Here is a 16,044-nt window from a genome sequence, read left to right as displayed (position 1 = left end):
GACGCAACCCCCGAAGCCGCAGCGCACTCTCCGATACGCCGCCGACCCGGCGCCCGACGGCGACGTCGGCCGGCCCCTGAGCCAAGTCGCCTACAGCAACCCGGATTTCCCGGGCGAGTCCGCCCACCACGTGCTCGGCGTCGGGTCGTACTCCCGGGTCCGGTCGTTCACGCGGCGGCCGTTCCGGCTACGGCCGAAGCCCGGCACGCGCAGGTCCCGCAGGGCGCATACGAACCGCGTGATGCCGCCGAAGCCGCGCCGACGAGGTTGCCTCGCGTTCCGTTCCGGCATTCCAGGGTGGTTGTGTCGTCCCTGGTCAGAGGGCGTTTCGTTGTTCCGGTGTCCCCGATTGTGGGTCGGCTGTGGTGGCCGGGACGGGTTGCGGCGCAGGCTCGGGGTCGTTCCGGCAGCACACCCGAAGCTCGAAGGGGATCGACCGCATGTTCGGCATCCGTACCTCCCGCACCCGTCTCGTCGGCGCCGCCTCCGTCGCGCTGGCCGCGTTCCTGCTGACCGGGTGCGACACGGGCGACGACAAGGCCCTCGCCCCGGCCGCGAGCACGCCGCCCGGGGCTCCGTCAGCCGCCGCGTCGGGCCCTCCGGCCGCGTCGCCCGCCGCGTCCGTTCCCGCCTCGCGGCCCTCGTCCTCGAACGGCAAGCCCGGCCCGGCCACCACCCAGGGCCCGGCCGGTCGGCCCGACTCCGGGGGCGCGGTCACCTGCGAGGGGTCCAACACCAAGACCGTCGCGGCGCCGCTGAATCGGCCGATCAACCACATGCTGCTCACCGTCACCAACACCGGCGGCAAGACGTGTTACCTCTACGGTTCTCCGGCCGTGCGCTTCGGCGAGGCGCAGTCGGTGCCGCCCGTCATCGAGGAGTCGAAGCCGCAGGCGGTCGTCACCCTCAAGCCGGGCGAGTCCGGTTACGCCTCCGTCAACCTGTCCGCCGCCGACGGCAGCGGCGGCGAGGGCCACACCGAGAACTCCCTGACCGTGTATTTCCACGGTCCCTCCGGCAACGAGAGCGTCGGTTCGGGTGCCCACCCGTCGCTGCCCGCGAAGGGGGCCTACGTCGACGGCTCGCTCAAGGTCACGTACTGGCAGCAGTCGATGGACGACGCCGTCACCTGGTAGGCCCCCGGGTGCGACACGGCGCGGGGATGCGGAGCCCACCGGCCCCGCACACCCGCGCCCGCCCGTGCGATCTCAGCGCGCGCCCCGCACCAACCGCCCCGGTCGCGCACCGGTGTCCACGCCGGCCCGCCGCGTCACCTGCCCCGCCACGATCGTGGCCACGTAGCCGGTCGCCGCCTGGAGCATGCGCCCGCCGCCCGCCGGCAGGTCGTGCACCATCCGCGGGCGGTGCAGCGTGAGTGCGTCCAGGTCGATCACGTTGAGGTCGGCGCGCTTGCCCTCGGCCACCACGCCGCGGTCGGAGAGACCGTAGAGGGCGGCGGTGTCCATCGTCTGCTTGCGGATCAGGAATTCCAGCGGCAGCCGCTCGCCGCGGGTGCGGTCCCGGGCCCAGTGGGTGAGCAGGAAGGTCGGCTGCGAGGCGTCGCAGATCATCGAGCAGTGCGCGCCGCCGTCGGCCAGGCCGAACACGCTCGCCGGGTGGGTGAGCATCTCCCGGATCGCCTCGTGGTCGCCGTCCGAGTAGTTGAACATCGGGACCATCAGCGTGGTCCGCGCGTCGTCCGCCAGTTGCAGGTCGTACAGCGTCGACAGCGGGTCCTCGCCGCGCGCCCGGGCGATGGCCACCACCGTGCGGTCCGGCAGCGGCTCGTAGTCCGGGACCGCGTCCATCGGGTACATCCGGTCCAGCATGAACTGCATCGCCAGGTTGACCGAGTCGCCCGGGACGTTCGGGTCGCTGGGCAGGTCGGTCTCGGCCAGGATCGCCGCCTTGACCTCGGGCCGGGCCAACTCGGCGGCGAACGCCGCGTCGTCCAGTTCGCCCGCCATCCGCCGGTCGTCGATCGCCCGGAACGTCGGTCGCTTGCTGAACGCGTTGCGGGTGCCGAACCCGGTCAGCATCCCGAACGGGCGGCCCGCGATCTGCGGATGCAGTTGCGCACCCGCCTCGTTCGCGGCCTGCGACTCGGCCATCAGCTCGCGCCACAGCTCGGGGGCGGCGTTGACCTGGAGCAGCGCGAACGAGACCGGCATGCCGATCTCGGCGGCCAGCCGGCGCATCCAGGCCACCTCGGAGGCGGGCTTGACGATGTCCTCGCCGGACGAGCCGGTCGGGGCCAGCTCGAACACGGCCCGCCCGCCCGCGGCCATCGCCCGGCCCAGGCCGAAGAGTTCGTCCTCGGTGGCGAACGTACCGGGCACCGGTTCGCCGCCCATCGCCTTGTGCGCGACGGTGCGCGACGTGGAGAAGCCCAGCGCGCCGGCTTCGATCGCCTCCTTGACGATCACCGCCATCGCCTCGATGTCCTCGGTCGTGGCCGGTTCGTTGCGCGCGCCGCGATCGCCCATCGCGTAGGCCCGGACCGCGCCGTGCGCGACCTGGACGCCGATGTCGGCGGAGAAGGTGCGCTCCTCCAGCACGTCCAGGTATTGCGGGAACGTCTCCCAGCCCCACGTCATGCCCTCGGCCAGCGCCGTCCCGGGGATGTCCTCGACGCCCTCCATCAACCGGATCAGCCAGTCCTCGCGGCCCGGTCGCACCGGTGCGAAGCCGACCCCGCAGTTCCCGGAGACCACCGTGGTCACGCCGTGCGAGGTGGACGGGTCGAGCACCTCGTCCCAGGTGGCCTGGCCGTCGTAGTGGGTGTGGATGTCCACGAAGCCCGGCGTGAGCAGTTGCCCGGCCGCGTCGATCGTCTCGGTCGCCTCGCCCGCGAGCGCCGGGTCCGGGCCGTCGTGTCGGCGTACCGCGACGATCAGGCCGTCCCGGATCCCGACATCGCCGACGAAACGATCCGCGCCGGTGCCGTCCACGATCGTGGCGTTGATGATCTTGAGGTCGTACATATGAGCCTCCCCGGTAACGTGGGCCGACCGTACGGCTGCGCATTGTGCGAGTCAATATGCGCACTATGCGAAATGATCCAGTAGGGTGCCGAGCATGGCCCCACGACCGTCACCACAGACCGACCGACTCGTCTCCCTGATCGACGCGATCGCCGACCGGCCGGCCGAGGGGCTGACCCTGTCCGAGATCGCCCGCCACCTCGCGGTGAGCCCCGCGACGTGCCACCCGATGCTGGCGAGCCTGACCTCGCTGGGGTGGTTGATCCGGCATCCGACCCGGCGCACCTACCGACTGGGTCCGGCGCTGGTGGCGGTCGGCCGGGCCGCCGCGCGCGGGCTCGGCGTGCTCGACGTCGCGCGCCCGATCATGGCCCGGCTGCGCGACGACACCGGACTGTCCTGCCTCGCGATGACCCCCGGCGAGCACCACGTCGCGATCGCCGAGGTGGTCCGCGCGCCGGGGCCCGAGGTGCACCGGTTGCGGGTCGGCGCCCAGGCGCCGATCACCCCGCCGCTGGGCATCGGCTACGTGCCCTGGGCGGACGAACAGACGGTCCGGCGCTGGCTCGACGAGGCGCACGACCCGGCCGCGCGGGCGCGGATGGCGCGCGCGATCGACAACGCGCGGCGTCGGGGCTTCGCGATCGAGCTGGTCACCGACGTGGAGACGCGCCTGGGCGCGACGCTCGGCGAGTTGGACGAGCACCTGGAGGGGCTGGACACGCTGGGCGCGGGCGCGTCGGCGGCCCGGCTGCGCACGCTCCTGGAGGAGATCGCCGCCGAGATCGGCGGCTCCGACGGGGGACAGATCGACGAGCTGGAACCGGAGCGGGACTACCGGGCGGGCGCGATCAGCGCACCGGTGCACGACGGCGACGGCGACCTGGTGCTGATCCTGAGCCTGCGCGGCTTCGCGCCGCGCACCGACGGGCAGACGCTGGAAAAGACCGGCCGGCTGCTCGCGGAGGCGGCGGCCGAGGTGGCCGCCGCGACCTGAGCGAGGGGCACACACGAAAACCGGGCGGGGCGCCGATGCGCCCCACCCGGTCGGATCGCCGAGGGATCCGGCTCAGTCCTTGTCCTTCGCCCGCCCCTCCGGGTTGTCCTGGTCGGGGCTGCGCAGGTCGTCCTCGCGGTGCTTGAGGTCCTCTTCCCAGCGCTTGAGCATCTCCGCCTGATCCTCGGCGGCGCTCGGCTCGCTGGGCTTGCGGTTGTCCTTGTTCAACGAGGCGAGGAACTCGGGGTCGTCGTCCGGGGCCATCTGCCGTCCCTGGCCACGCCCGCCGAACCCGAAGCCGCCGACCCCGCCGGGGGTGTACTCGCGCTTGGGGCGCCCGGCGACGAACCAGCCGATCGGGCCCAGGAAGACGGGCCAGAAGAACAGGATGATGAAGACCCAGGCGATCTTGGGCAGGCTGCGGACCTTCTGCTCATCGGTGGTCAGGCAGTCGATGAACGCGTAGATCCCGACGGCCAGGGGCAGCAGAAACAGCAGGACCCTGATCATGTGGCGGTCTCCCAGGCAGTTACTCGGCGCTCGGTACTCGGATGCGTCTCCCATCCAGCGTAGACGGTCGGCTCCATGAACACCGGACGGCTCACAAGCCGGTGACCTTGCCCGAGGCGTGCAGTTCGTACACGAGGGTGATCCGACGCCGTTCGCCCGCCGCCAAACGCACGTCGTAGCGCACGATTCCCTGCTCGTCGACCGCGTCCGGCGCCGGCTCCGACAGGTCGCCGCGCACCTTGACCTCGACCGCCGACACCTCGGACACCGGGACCCGCTCGCGCAACACGACCGCCCCGGGCGGCTCCGCGTCCGGCGCGCCGACGTGCGAGAGGAAGACGGTCACCGTACGGGTGACCACCGTGCGTCCGGTGAGCGAGGCCGTGTTGCGCGACTCGGTGACCTCGCGCACCACCCGGAAGTCGTCCTCGCTGCCGAACGGCAACCGGACCTCCTCGCCCGGCGCGGCGAAGTCGAGCTGCCCGCGCCCGGTGTACCCGCTGCCGCGGACCAACTCCACCGGGCCCGCGAGCAGCGCGTGACCGGCGTCGTTCGCGAAGCGCACCACCTGGCTCACGAAGTGCGACAACTCGGGCGAGCAGGCCGCCTCGGGCTCGCACGTCGTGGTGAACGTGGTCAGCCGGATCCGATGTGGGTGCCCGTCCGAGGGCACCTCCACCGGCGTCGGCGCGGCCAACACCCGAACCTCGCCGCCGTCGTCGACCCCGGGCAACTCGGCCGTACCGCCCGCGACCCGACCGACCGCGGCGATCTCCTCCTCGCGCAGATCCACCTCGACCTGCTTCTTCTCCACCTGGGTGCGCTCGCGCAGGGTGAGCCGGTCCTCGACCAGGCTCGGCGGGCGGGCGGCCAGGGTGGGTCGCGCCGTGGACAGGGACAGTGCGACGCCGGCCCAGTCCTCGCCGGTGCGCTGCCACACCACCGCGTCGCATTCCACCTCGATCGAGCGGCGATCCGGCGCGAGCGTGGCCCGATAGGCGGGCCGCCACAGCGCGCACGGCACCAGGTGCACCACCCGCAGCTCGGCCGAACCGGCCCGCTCGGCCTCGATCACCACCTCGACGGTCGCGGTCAGCTCCCTCGGCTCCTGCTCGGCCACGCTCAGCGCCGCCCGCGCATCGCGCAGCCGGCGCTCCACCGAGGACTGCTCGTCGGCCAGGACGTGCAGCTCGGCGTGCCGCTCCTCGGTCTCGGCCGAGAGCCGGTCCAGCTCGGCGGCCCAGCGCTCCGGTTCGGCCGTGCCGAAGCCGGTCTGCTCGGCGATGTCGCGGCGCAGTTCGGTCCGCGCCTGGGCGATCAGCGTGAGCCGGGTGTGCAGCCGGTTCGAGTGTCGGGACAGCGCGACGCCGCGCTCTTCCAGGTCGTGCACGAGTCGGCGCAGCTCGGAGGCGTCCGGACCGGGGCCGGTGGCCGGGCGAGGGGTGTATTCGCGGATCACCCGCGCGTCGATCGCGGTCGCGGTGCCGTCGTCGGCGACCACCTCCACGCGCAGCGACCGGTCCACCGCGAGCGGGGTCACCGGGCCGACCAGCACCCGCTGGACGCCCTCGGCCACCTCGATCCGGCCGGACCGGGTCACCTGGGCCCGGTCCTCCAGGCAGGTCACCGCCGTGATCGGCAGCGCCTCCGGCTTGCGTTCGGCCGGGGTGCCCTGTTGCAGAGTCGGCTGAGTCACCGTCAGACCCTCCTGTTGCCGCCGACCACGGCCTTCGCTGCCGGGATCCGGATCTCGTAGCCACCGGTCAGGTTCTTCCGCTCGCCGGCGGCGAGCTCGACATGCCACACCCGCGCGCCCGGGACGTGTCGCCCGTCGCGCAACTCGGTGTCCTCCACCCAGCGCGGCGCGCCGGCGTGCTCCTCGATCCTGACGTCCTTGTCGTCGGTGACCGGCACCCGCTCCAGGATGTCCAGCCGGATCGACCGGCCGAGGTGGTTGACCGCCTCGATCTCGATCCGGTGGTCGAGCACGGCCGTACCGCCGCGCAGACCCGCCGTCGACTCGCGCATGTGCGCGTTGCGCGAGACCTGCACGCTCTCCACCACGCCCACGCCGACCCGTTCGCGCGCACCCGGCGCGAGCGTCGGCAGCGGCACGGTCATCAGGAACTCGCCGGCCACCGAGACGTCCGCCGGGCCAGCGAGCAGCGCGTGTGCCGACGCGTTGGCCAGTACGACGGTGCCGAACACCGCGTCGTCCAGCGCCGGCACGCAGACGAACTCGGGGTCGAGACCGACCTCGATCTCGCACACCGGGATGGTGTGCCACACCCCGTCGGCGGCCACCTCGGCCGGCGCCGCGGTGTCGAAGCGGTAGTCGAAGGACCCGGCCGCGTCGCGGGGCGCGTGTGCGTGCTCGGGCAGCGCCAGTCGGGTCACCGTGTCGGCGCGCCGGCGGTACTCCAGCGCGGTCCCGCCGGGCGCGTACGGCGCGGGGCGCAACCGGCCCCGGGTCGCCGCGTCGTCGGCGTCGCGCAGTTCCAGGGCCGCGTAGTCCAGCAGGTCGCTGCCCGGCTCGTATTGCTCCACCGGCGCGGGTGCGCTCTGCGCGATCGGGTCCTCGTCGGCCCCCACGTCGAAGCGGGCGAGTTCGAACGCACCGCCGGGCGCGGCCGGTGCGGCCGGCGCGGCGGCCCCGATCCGGCGGGCGCGCCGGGCCGCGGGGGCGGGGCGCGGGGGCGGCGGCGGGGCACCGTAGCCGCCCGCCATCGGCGGGGCCGGGGAGGTCACCGGCATCGGGGCCGCCGGCAGGCTCAGGTCGAAATCGGCGACCTCCTCCGCCGCGAACGCGCCGCCGGCGGCGCTCGTCCGCCGTACCTCGGACGACTCCTTGGCCGCGGCCGGCTGCGGGCGCCGCGCCCGGCTCGCGTCGTAGCCCGCGAACAGTTCGGCCAGGCCGGTCGGTGGCTCGCGCCAGCCGGCGTGCGCGGGCGCGGTCTGCCGGCGGCCCAGGCGCAGCGACTTGAGCTCGGGCAGGGCGGTGCTGCGGGCCAGGTCGGCGGTGGACAGGCCGAGGCGCACACCGGTCCAGTCCTCGCCGGTGCGCTGCGCGACACAGGCCCGCATGACCAGCGTGCCGCCGGTCATCGCCGCGTCCAGCCGCAACTGGTACATCGGCGCCCAGCGCGCGCCGGGCACGTGGTACTCCACGGCCAGCTCGACCGCGCCCGCCTCGCCGGTGTGCTCCAGGGTGACCACGGCGGTGCCGAACACCTGGGCCCGCTCGGTGCGCTGCGCCCCGGACGCGGCGTTCAGCCGGGCCCGGTAGACCTCGGTGTCGCGGATCGCCTCGCGCAACCGCTCGTCGCACGCGCCGATGCGCTCGTACAGCGCCTGGGCCCGCTCGTCGGCGAACGCGGCCAGCTCCAGCAGCGCGGTCACCGGTGCGGGGCGCGGCGGATCACCCCGTCGCACGGAGGGCGGTACGGCCTCCAGCCCGGCGATCTCGGCCAGTTCGCCGGCCAGTCGCTCGCTCTGCGCGCGCAACGCCCGAACCCGCGACTCGGCCGCCTCCAGGTCCAGCAGTACGCCCGGCAGGTCCCGCTCCTCGACCACCTCGACGTCGACCACGGGCCGGATGTCGGTGACCCGGACACCCGCGCCGCCGCCGACCACCCGCGCGCGCAGCCAATCGCCGTACGCGGTGAGCGGGAAGCCGGTGACCCGGACCCGGACCGGACCCGGTGGGCCCGCCGGCAGGTCCACCTCGCAATTTCGTACACACACCGCCCCCACGGCGTGAACGACCACCGAACGCAATTCCGAAGCGACCGTGAGCATGTACCCCTCCTGCTCGTCCGTGCGCGTCCCTGCTCGGCACGGGGGGACCAAGGTAGCCCGACCGGCCGGGTGCGCGTGCGGCCGCGGCGAGTCCGTATCGGATACTGGCACGCATGGCATACGGGACCTTGCGCGCTTTCCTGAAGGCACTGGAGAAGCGTGGTGAACTCAAGCGCGTACGCGCCGAGGTCGACCCGCATCTGGAGGTCGGCGAGATCACCGATCGGGTGAACAAGGCCAAAGGCCCGGCGCTGTTGTTCGAAAACGTCAAGGGCAGCTCGATGCCGCTGGCGATGAACGTCTACGGCACCGACGAGCGCATGCTGATGGCGCTCGGGCTGAGCAGCTACGACGAGTTGTCGGACAAGATCGGCGGCCTGCTCAAGCCGGAACTGCCGCAGGGCTTCACCGGGATCCGCGAGGCGTTCGGCAAGCTCGGTTCGGTCGCGCACATCCCGCCGAAGAAGATCAAGGACGCGCCCTGTCAGCAGGTGGTCCTCAAGGGCGACGACGTCGACCTGGACACCATCCCGGCGCTGTTCACCTGGCCCGAGGACGGCGGCTCGTTCTACAACCTGGGCCTGACCCACACCAAGGACCCCGACTCGGGGGTGCGCAACCTGGGTCTGTATCGGCTCCAGCGGCACGACAAGCGCACCATCGGCATGCATTGGCAGATCCACAAGGACAGCCGCAACCACTACCAGGTGGCCGCCAAGCGCGGTGAGCGGCTGCCGGTGGCGATCGCGTTCGGTTGCCCGCCGGCGGTGACGTACGCGTCCACCGCGCCGCTGCCCGGGGACATCGACGAATACCTCTTCGCCGGCTTCATCGGAGGTCGGCGGATCGAGATGGTCGACTGCGTGAGCGTGCCGCTCCAGGTCCCGGCCGAGGCCGAGGTGGTACTCGAAGGCTGGTTGACCCCGGGCGAGATGTTGCCCGAGGGCCCGTTCGGCGACCACACCGGCTTCTACACGCCGCAGGAGCCGTTCCCGGCGCTGACCATCGACTGCGTGACGATGCGCGAGAAGCCGCTGCTCCAGTCGATCGTGGTCGGCCGGCCGCCGACCGAGGACGGCCCGCTGGGCAAGGCGACCGAGCGTTTCTTCCTGCCGCTGCTCAAGATCATCGTGCCCGACATCGTGGACTACGACCTGCCCGAGGCGGGCGGCTTCCACAACTGCGCGATCGTCTCGATCGACAAGAAGTACCCCAAGCACGCGCAGAAGGTGATGAGCGCGATCTGGGGCGCGCACATGATGTCGTTGACCAAGCTGATCGTGGTGGTGGACGCCGACTGCGACGTGCACGACTACCACGAGGTCGCGTGGAGGGCGTTCGGCAACACCGACTACGCCCGCGACCTGCTGCTGACCGAGGGGCCCGTGGATCACCTCGATCACGCGTCGTACCAGCAGTTCTGGGGCGGCAAGGCGGGCATCGACGCGACCCGCAAGCTGCCCGAGGAGGGCTACACGCGCGACGGCGGTTGGCCGGAGATGGTCGTGTCGGATCCCGAGACCGCCGCCAAGGTGACTCGTCGTTGGAAGGAATACGGACTGTGACGTCCGCCGCGCTACCCGCCCCCGGAGCACCCTCGGAGGTGGGCCGGGTCAAGGCGTTCCTGCGCCTGGTACTGATCGAGCATTCGGTGTTCGCGTTGCCGTTCGCCTACATCGCGGCCTTCACCGCGATGTACGAGACGAACGAACGACTGCACTACCGGGAGCTGTTCCTGGTCACCGTGGCGATGGTCGGCCTGCGTACCTTCGCGATGGCCTGCAACCGGATCATCGACCGCGAGATCGACGCGCGCAATCCGCGAACCGCGACCCGGGAGTTGGTCACCGGCGCGGTGTCGGTGCGGACCGCGTGGGTCGGCGCGCTGGTCGCGCTGTTCCTCTACCTGGTCGCCGCCGCGCTGCTCAACCCGCTGTGCCTGGCGCTCGCGCCGGTCGCGGTGATCCCGATGGTGATCTATCCGTACGGCAAGCGCTTCACCAACGTCCCGCACGCGATCCTGGGGGTCGCGCAGGCGATCGGCCCGATCGGCGCGTGGTTGGCGATCACCGGTTCGTGGTCGTGGCAGGCGGTCGTACTGGGCCTGGCGGTGGGCACCTGGATCGGCGGCTTCGACCTGATCTTCGGCTGCCAGGACGTCGCGGCCGACCGCGCGCACGGCGTCAAGAGCGTGCCGGCCAAGTGGGGCATCGCCGCCGCGCTGAACGCCTCGAAGATCACCCATGTGGTGACCACGCTGCTGTTCATCTGGTTCGGCGCCCTCACCGGCGCGGGCTTCTTCTGGTGGCTGGGCCTGCTCATCGTCGGCGCGGCGTTCGTCTACGAACACTCCCTGCTCAAGCCGGACGACCTGTCCAAGCTGAACCGGGCCTTCTTCACCACCAACGGCTTCATCGGCATCGCCCTGTTCGTCTGCGCACTGCTGGATCTGGGCGTGCGGGGGCTGCGGCCGTAGGCCGGTCTTCGGGCTCGGGTGCGGGCTTGCGCGACGGCGGGAGCCGGTGGAGTCGAGGCCGGTTGCTCCGATCGCGCGGGCGCGCAACTTCGCGCAACCAGGTGGCGGGTCGGGCGGCCGGCCTCGCACACTCGGTGAAGGTGTTCCTTCGCGTCGGGGCGGACGCGATCCGAACTCCCGCTTCCCATATTGCGGTTCTTCCCGGAGGTGGACGGCACCGGTGACGACTCCGACGCTCGACGAGTTGTTGAGCTCGGTTCGAAAGCGGGCCTGGCACCTGGAGATACGGGACGACTATGCCGGTACGTCCCCGGCGTTCGTGGCCTGGCCGGCGGGGGTTGCGTACGATCGCGGCCCGGCTGATCGGGCGTGGCATGCCCTGGTGGGCTCGGCCATGGCGCATGGGGCGCAAGTGCGCAGGGCCCGGATCGTGTCCGAGCCGATCGGGGACTACATCCGATACGAGCACGAGGCGACCCCGGCGGCGAACCTCGCGGCCGGCGAAGAGGTTCGGTGGCTGCCGCGCCGACATACCGCCCTACCTGAGACCGTCGACCAGTACGTGGCCGCACCGGAAGCCGCCTCGCCTTCGGGTGGGGCGGCTTCCTTCGGGTGATCAGGTGCGCTTCAGGTCGGCGATCAGGGCCGACCAGGGCCCCCGGCCTGCGCGAATGATGCCGGCGGCACGGTCCTTGCTGTCGCGGATCGCCATCCCATTGTTTGCTGTGGGCGCTATTTCGACACAGTCGTTGGTGGGGCCGCTGCGCGAGGACTTGCGGAAAGGGCCGGCGATGTCGGGCTGCATTCGATTCGCTCCTAAAGCTCGGCGATGACCTGGTTGATCAAGGTCAGGGAATCAGCAGGGCTCTCCGCTGATGACCGGAGGTAGTCGAAGGTCAGGATGTGGTCCGCAACCTCGTTCTCGCCCTCCAGGTAGTTCGACGATGTCAGGTTCTCAAGGAACACCACATCGGGGGCGGGCGGTGGGAACGCGAAGACGACGAATGGCCTTGCCACACAGGCGATTTCGCCCTTCTTCGTCTTCAGGACCTGGACAGTGGTGGTCGGCCGTGCGACGAGTTCGGAGAGGTGCGCGAGTTGGGCACGCATCACGTCACGACCACCAACAGGAACCCGGAGCGCCGGCTCCCAGATCACCGCCCAGAACCGAGGTGGATCGGGCCGGTTCATGACGGCGTTCTGCCGCTCCATGCGGACTTTGACGAGTTGCTCGACCGTCTCCGGGGTGGTGGAGGCCGGGTTCGCAGCCGTGATTGCTCGGGCGTAGTCGACCGTCTGGAGCAAGCCGGGGATCAAACTCGTCTGCCAGGTGCGGATGTAGGACGCCTCGGCTTCGAGCCCCACAAAATCCTCGTACGGCTTCGGCAGAGTGTCACCGTAGTCGCGCCACCATCCACGTCGACCGCTCTGGCGCGCCAATTCGAGCAGAGCATCGCGAGTTGCAGCGTCGTGCACCGCGTACATATCGAGTAGCGCTCGGACATCGATCGGTCGTGCGGCGACGGATCCGGTCTCTATCCGCGAGATCTTCGGCCGCGAGCACTCAAGGTGAGCCGCAGCCTCATCAGTCGACTTGTTCGCAGCTTCGCGGAGTCGTCGCAGTTCAGAGCCCAGTTGTCGCGCTCGGATCGTCGGTCTGGCCGGCATGGCACCCCCAATTTTCGGCAACAGTCTGCCGCGTCGTCGTAACGTATCGCCACCATGTGAATGGTGCACGCGTGCATCTGTAACGGTTGAAGGTGCACGCGTGCAGGAGTAACGTGAGCATTCAGGCACGAAGGGTAGCCGTCCTGGTCGTTTCGGTGATGGTCGAATCGGGAGGCGCCTTGATGGTCCAACCGTCGTCCGCTCGAACCGAAGGTTTGCGCGTATTCGTCAGCCGCCCGTCCGAATATGGCCTCGTTCTTGCGTTCGGGTCCATGCACTGCCCACGTCTCGAAGAACTGTCCGAGGCCCGAGCGATGACGCTTCTGAAGCATCTCGCCGGCGCTCTCAGGCTCGCCATCACCGCACCGACTCCAAGGTTGAGGTGACACACATGACCGATGTCATCCGATTCGCCCTCAAACCAGACGTACTCTTGGCCCGCCGACACCATGAGACCGGCACGATCACGGTCCCCCTCATCGTCCACGAAGAAGACGGAGACCTCAGCGGCTCCGATACCCCTGTGTTGACGCTCACCAAGGCTCAGGCCGAGTTCCTGACCATGGGTCTGATTTATGCGCTCAACCAGGCGTCTACCGCCGAAGAAGAAGCAGCCCCAAGCGCAGAGTTCGCCCCGGTGTCTGCTCGGGCGAGGGCCATATGCGAAGCGCTCTCGCCATCGTTCGGAGAGGCCCAGACGTCGACGGTGCCCGTAGTCGTGAAATCCCCCGTCACCGTGTCGCGATCGTTGCCCGCAATCGCGCAGTCGGCGCGGACCGCGCGGCACCTCGTGTGGGAGGTGTGCGACGGGATCGGGATCGGCGGGGATCGGCGGACCTATGTCGGGCTGATGGTCACCGAGTTGGTGGTCGAGGCGCTTCGCGAGACACCCGCCGCGATCACCTCGTACGTACTCGACATCACGGGTGCGCTCGCCGATGGCCACCCCGTCCTGTGCGTGGAATTCCGCGAGGTCGGCCTCGATCGTCCACCGCACCGCCTGCTCGAACACGGCCGCGGCCTGGCCATCGTCCGGGCACTCGGCGTCGAGTGGCCGCACCACGAGTGCGGGTGGCTGACTCCGAAGGAAGGCCCGACATCGTGGTTCATCGTCGGCGACACCACACCCGAACACGCCCGACTGCTCAGCGCGGAACACCTGTTCAACCTGCGCGGCCTGGAGAACATGCACCACATCACCGAAGCCGCCGTCGGCACCACCCTCCGCCCCATCCATTGGGGGTGTGATCACTGAGCCGCCGACCGTCCGTCGGCCGCCCGATCCGGGGAAGGCAAAGGCAATCGTGAGGACCGACCCCCATCCCGGCCCTGAGTCCTCGGCCGACGAGTCGTTGTTCCCCGTTCCGCCGGTGTGCGAGCAGGCGTTGCGGGCGGCGGTGGTTGCGCTCGACCCGGCGGCGGCGGGTCGGTTCGAGGAGGATTTCCGGGCCACCTGGCGAGCGGCCGTGCGGGCCGACAGCACGGCTCCGATACGGGCCTTCCTGCATCGCTGGGCGGTGTTCGTCGCGTTGCGGCGGGTGCCTGCCCGGGCTCGGCGACTGCGCGAGCTCGAACGAATGGTCACGGACGCGGACACCCTCGCCGCCGCTCGCCCCGCGGTGGCCGAAGTCGCCGCGATTCTGACCCGGGCCGCGCACGAGGCCACCGGGTGAGCGGCCTCCGCGCGGGCCCAGGTGCGGAGAGCCGGGGCCCGTGCGGACGGTCGGACCGGGCCGGCTCCCACAGCTCCGGCCGGCGGACTTCCCGCACTTCAGGGACCCTTCGTCGCCTTGAGAATGCCCACGATCCGGTACCGATCCGCGCCGGCCGAAGCCACAGGGCGGATCGCCGCATAAGGTCTCGGCGGGGGACCGTGTCGACTCTGGGGGGTTGGTCATCGATGACGCATGTCGTGTTGACGACGGGCGCGAACGCGCCGCTCGGCGACGAGGTAGTCGAGGTCGTCGTGTCGTGGGAGGGGCGTGCGGGTGTCGACGTCTCGGCGTTGCTCCTGACTGCCGATCATCTGGTGCGCGGTGACGCGGACTTCGTGTTCTGGAACAACCCCGCGAGCCCCGACGGTGCGGTCCGACTCGCCGACGGCGGGCGGTTGACCGTGGTCACGAGCGCGGTCGCCGCCGACGTGGCGAGCCTGGTCGTGGTGGTCGCGGCCGACGGGGAAACGGGCGCGGACACCCTCGCGGACGTCCACGGCCTGCAGGCGGTCGTGGGCGGGACGCTCTACCGGCCCGACGACCTGAACCGGGGCCAGACCGCGGCCGTCCTGGTCGAGGTGTACCGGCGCGCGGACGCGTGGAAGGTGCGCGCGGTCGGGCAGGGCTACGCGAGCGGTCTCGCGGGCATCGCCACGGACTTCGGAATCGAGGTCGCCGAGGAGCCGGACGACACGCCGACGGCCGGCGACCTGGCGGTGGGCTTCGCGATGCCCGACGCGACGGAAGTACCCCCAGGCTTCGCCGCCCCCGCCGCCCAGCCGGCACCCGTCGCCTTCGCCCCACCCGCCGCACAACCACAACAGCACACCCCGGGGCCCGAGTTCGCCACACCCCCGGCCGCCGCAACCGCTCCGGAGTACGCCACCGGCTTCGCAACACCGGCGCCCACACCGGCCCCCGTCGGGTTCACCCCACCGCCGGCCATCGCACCACCCCCCGCCCCGGCACCCGCCACCCCACCCGCCTCCCCGATATCACGGGCCCTGTCCCGGCTGCGTCGCCGCCCGAGCGCCCCCACGCAGCCGACCCCCACCCCGGCACCCGCAGCCGCACCCGCACCCGCACCCGCACCGATCACCACATCCGTACCCACCACGTCGTATCCGCTGGCGACCCCGCACGCCCCCGCCCCGAACGTCGCCACCCCGCCGAACATGACCAAGCCGTCGCTCGGCGCCATCAAGCTGACCAAGAATCAGAGCGTGTCCCTGCCCTGGGACGGCGACCCCGACCTGGTGATCACGGCGGCACTCGAATGGAACGGGGGCGCCGGGTACAACGAATTCGACGAGGCGGACCTCGACCTGTACGCACTGTTCGTGCCACGCGTCGAGGCGGTGCCGCCGAGCTACGAACGAATACCGACCAGGGGCGCGGTCTACTACCGCGACTTCGGCTCGACGACCGCCGAGCCGTACATCCACCTGGACGGCGACGCCCGCAGCCCGGGTCGCGAGGTGATCCGGATCACCCGCCCCGACCTCCAGGGCCACGTGCTGATCTGCGCCTACAGCGCGATCACCAACGGCAGCGGAAGCTTCAAGTCCTACGGTGCCAAGGCCGTCGTCGACGACGGCCGAGGCTCGGTCGTGACCGTGCCGCTCCTCGACGACAACGCCGGCGGTTACTGGGTCGCAATCACGCTGATCGACTTCACCACACCGCAGGGTCCGACGGTCCGGCACGTCGAGCGCTACTCCGAGCAGGGCGAGGAACGCCCGATGCTCTACGCCGACGGGCGCTTCGCGATGAGCATGGGGCCCGTCGAGTTCAAGGGCGACGACAATGCCATCCACGAGTTCGAATGGGAAATGATCCTGGATCGGGACTACCACCGAGACATCAGCGAGGGCCGCAACCTCTACCCCTGACGAG

Annotated in this window: 15 protein-coding genes; 9 read left to right on the top strand and 6 right to left on the bottom strand. The window is 71.0% G+C overall.

All coding sequences use genetic code 11. The features are described 5' to 3' along the window. Positions 1-440 precede the first annotated feature (440 nt). On the top strand, positions 441-1,136 hold the full coding sequence (locus ABZ374_RS17550; protein ID WP_360311835.1) for a DUF4232 domain-containing protein: 696 nt from the start codon (positions 441-443) through the stop codon (positions 1,134-1,136). A 72-nt stretch (positions 1,137-1,208) separates the two neighbouring features. Here the strand turns inward: ABZ374_RS17550 and ABZ374_RS17545 are convergent, their stop codons facing one another. Next, positions 1,209-2,984, bottom strand: a complete 1,776-nt coding sequence (locus ABZ374_RS17545) for an amidohydrolase family protein (protein WP_360311833.1) — start codon at positions 2,982-2,984, stop codon at positions 1,209-1,211. A 94-nt stretch (positions 2,985-3,078) separates the two neighbouring features. On the opposite strand from ABZ374_RS17545, the gene ABZ374_RS17540 reads away from it, so the two are divergent. Beyond that, positions 3,079-3,981, top strand: coding sequence for a helix-turn-helix domain-containing protein (locus tag ABZ374_RS17540; protein ID WP_360311831.1), 903 nt, complete (start codon positions 3,079-3,081; stop codon positions 3,979-3,981). Between the two features lie 72 nt (positions 3,982-4,053). Here ABZ374_RS17540 and ABZ374_RS17535 read toward each other — a convergent pair whose 3' ends face one another. The 3 genes from ABZ374_RS17535 to ABZ374_RS17525 form a co-directional block, all read right to left on the bottom strand. Continuing rightward, positions 4,054-4,491 (bottom strand): PLD nuclease N-terminal domain-containing protein, encoded by a 438-nt coding sequence (locus tag ABZ374_RS17535; protein WP_360311829.1) that lies wholly within the window; start codon positions 4,489-4,491, stop codon positions 4,054-4,056. A 91-nt stretch (positions 4,492-4,582) separates the two neighbouring features. Beyond that, positions 4,583-6,187 carry a mucoidy inhibitor MuiA family protein gene (locus tag ABZ374_RS17530; RefSeq protein WP_360311827.1) on the bottom strand — a complete coding sequence of 535 codons (1,605 nt, stop codon included), beginning with the start codon at positions 6,185-6,187 and terminating at the stop codon, positions 4,583-4,585. Positions 6,188-6,189: 2 nt separating this feature from the next. Further along, positions 6,190-8,289: a DUF4139 domain-containing protein gene (locus tag ABZ374_RS17525; protein ID WP_360311825.1), complete on the bottom strand. Its 2,100-nt coding sequence runs from the start codon at positions 8,287-8,289 to the stop codon at positions 6,190-6,192. A gap of 113 nt (positions 8,290-8,402) precedes the next feature. On the opposite strand from ABZ374_RS17525, the gene ABZ374_RS17520 reads away from it, so the two are divergent. The 3 genes from ABZ374_RS17520 (at position 8,403) to ABZ374_RS17510 (ending at position 11,381) form a co-directional block, all read left to right on the top strand. After that, positions 8,403-9,854 (top strand): menaquinone biosynthesis decarboxylase, encoded by a 1,452-nt coding sequence (locus ABZ374_RS17520; RefSeq protein WP_360311823.1) that lies wholly within the window; start codon positions 8,403-8,405, stop codon positions 9,852-9,854. Further along, on the top strand, positions 9,851-10,765 hold the full coding sequence (gene mqnP / locus ABZ374_RS17515; protein ID WP_360311821.1) for a menaquinone biosynthesis prenyltransferase MqnP: 915 nt from the start codon (positions 9,851-9,853) through the stop codon (positions 10,763-10,765). Before ABZ374_RS17520 ends, mqnP begins: the two co-directional genes overlap by 4 nt. 220 nt (positions 10,766-10,985) lie before the next feature. Continuing rightward, complete coding sequence (locus tag ABZ374_RS17510; protein WP_360311819.1) at positions 10,986-11,381, top strand: DUF6879 family protein; 396 nt, start codon at positions 10,986-10,988, stop codon at positions 11,379-11,381. On the opposite strand, the gene ABZ374_RS17505 is transcribed toward ABZ374_RS17510, so the two are convergent. Then, positions 11,382-11,570 carry a DUF397 domain-containing protein gene (locus ABZ374_RS17505; RefSeq protein ID WP_360311817.1) on the bottom strand — a complete coding sequence of 63 codons (189 nt, stop codon included), beginning with the start codon at positions 11,568-11,570 and terminating at the stop codon, positions 11,382-11,384. 11 nt (positions 11,571-11,581) lie between these two features. Continuing rightward, a complete protein-coding gene (locus tag ABZ374_RS17500; RefSeq protein WP_360311815.1) occupies positions 11,582-12,433 on the bottom strand; it encodes a helix-turn-helix transcriptional regulator in 852 nt (283 codons plus the stop codon). A gap of 113 nt (positions 12,434-12,546) precedes the next feature. On the opposite strand from ABZ374_RS17500, the gene ABZ374_RS17495 reads away from it, so the two are divergent. The 4 genes from ABZ374_RS17495 to ABZ374_RS17480 all read left to right on the top strand — a co-directional run bounded on the left by ABZ374_RS17495 (position 12,547) and on the right by ABZ374_RS17480 (position 16,040). Next, a complete protein-coding gene (locus ABZ374_RS17495; RefSeq protein WP_360311813.1) occupies positions 12,547-12,819 on the top strand; it encodes a hypothetical protein in 273 nt (90 codons plus the stop codon). 5 nt (positions 12,820-12,824) lie between these two features. Continuing rightward, positions 12,825-13,688, top strand: a complete 864-nt coding sequence (locus tag ABZ374_RS17490; protein ID WP_360311811.1) for a hypothetical protein — start codon at positions 12,825-12,827, stop codon at positions 13,686-13,688. Positions 13,689-13,737: 49 nt separating this feature from the next. Then, positions 13,738-14,106, top strand: coding sequence for a hypothetical protein (locus ABZ374_RS17485; protein ID WP_360311809.1), 369 nt, complete (start codon positions 13,738-13,740; stop codon positions 14,104-14,106). A gap of 227 nt (positions 14,107-14,333) precedes the next feature. Then, complete coding sequence (locus tag ABZ374_RS17480; RefSeq protein ID WP_360311807.1) at positions 14,334-16,040, top strand: TerD family protein; 1,707 nt, start codon at positions 14,334-14,336, stop codon at positions 16,038-16,040. Positions 16,041-16,044: the final 4 nt, after the last annotated feature.

The sequence above is a fragment of the Embleya sp. NPDC005971 genome (assembly GCF_040629175.1).
Lineage (GTDB): Bacteria > Actinomycetota > Actinomycetes > Streptomycetales > Streptomycetaceae > Embleya.
Note: the sequence above shows the minus strand (reverse complement) of the source record. Positions and strands in the feature narration are given on the sequence as shown.

Coding starts and splice junctions, on each gene's coding strand:
- ABZ374_RS17550 (WP_360311835.1), top strand. CDS start 441: ATGTTCGGCATCCGTACCTCCCGCACCCGTCTCGTCGGCGCCGCCTCC.
- ABZ374_RS17545 (WP_360311833.1), bottom strand. CDS start 2,984: ATGTACGACCTCAAGATCATCAACGCCACGATCGTGGACGGCACCGGC.
- ABZ374_RS17540 (WP_360311831.1), top strand. CDS start 3,079: ATGGCCCCACGACCGTCACCACAGACCGACCGACTCGTCTCCCTGATC.
- ABZ374_RS17535 (WP_360311829.1), bottom strand. CDS start 4,491: ATGATCAGGGTCCTGCTGTTTCTGCTGCCCCTGGCCGTCGGGATCTAC.
- ABZ374_RS17525 (WP_360311825.1), bottom strand. CDS start 8,289: ATGCTCACGGTCGCTTCGGAATTGCGTTCGGTGGTCGTTCACGCCGTG.
- ABZ374_RS17520 (WP_360311823.1), top strand. CDS start 8,403: ATGGCATACGGGACCTTGCGCGCTTTCCTGAAGGCACTGGAGAAGCGT.
- ABZ374_RS17505 (WP_360311817.1), bottom strand. CDS start 11,570: ATGCAGCCCGACATCGCCGGCCCTTTCCGCAAGTCCTCGCGCAGCGGC.
- ABZ374_RS17500 (WP_360311815.1), bottom strand. CDS start 12,433: ATGCCGGCCAGACCGACGATCCGAGCGCGACAACTGGGCTCTGAACTG.
- ABZ374_RS17490 (WP_360311811.1), top strand. CDS start 12,825: ATGACCGATGTCATCCGATTCGCCCTCAAACCAGACGTACTCTTGGCC.
- ABZ374_RS17480 (WP_360311807.1), top strand. CDS start 14,334: ATGACGCATGTCGTGTTGACGACGGGCGCGAACGCGCCGCTCGGCGAC.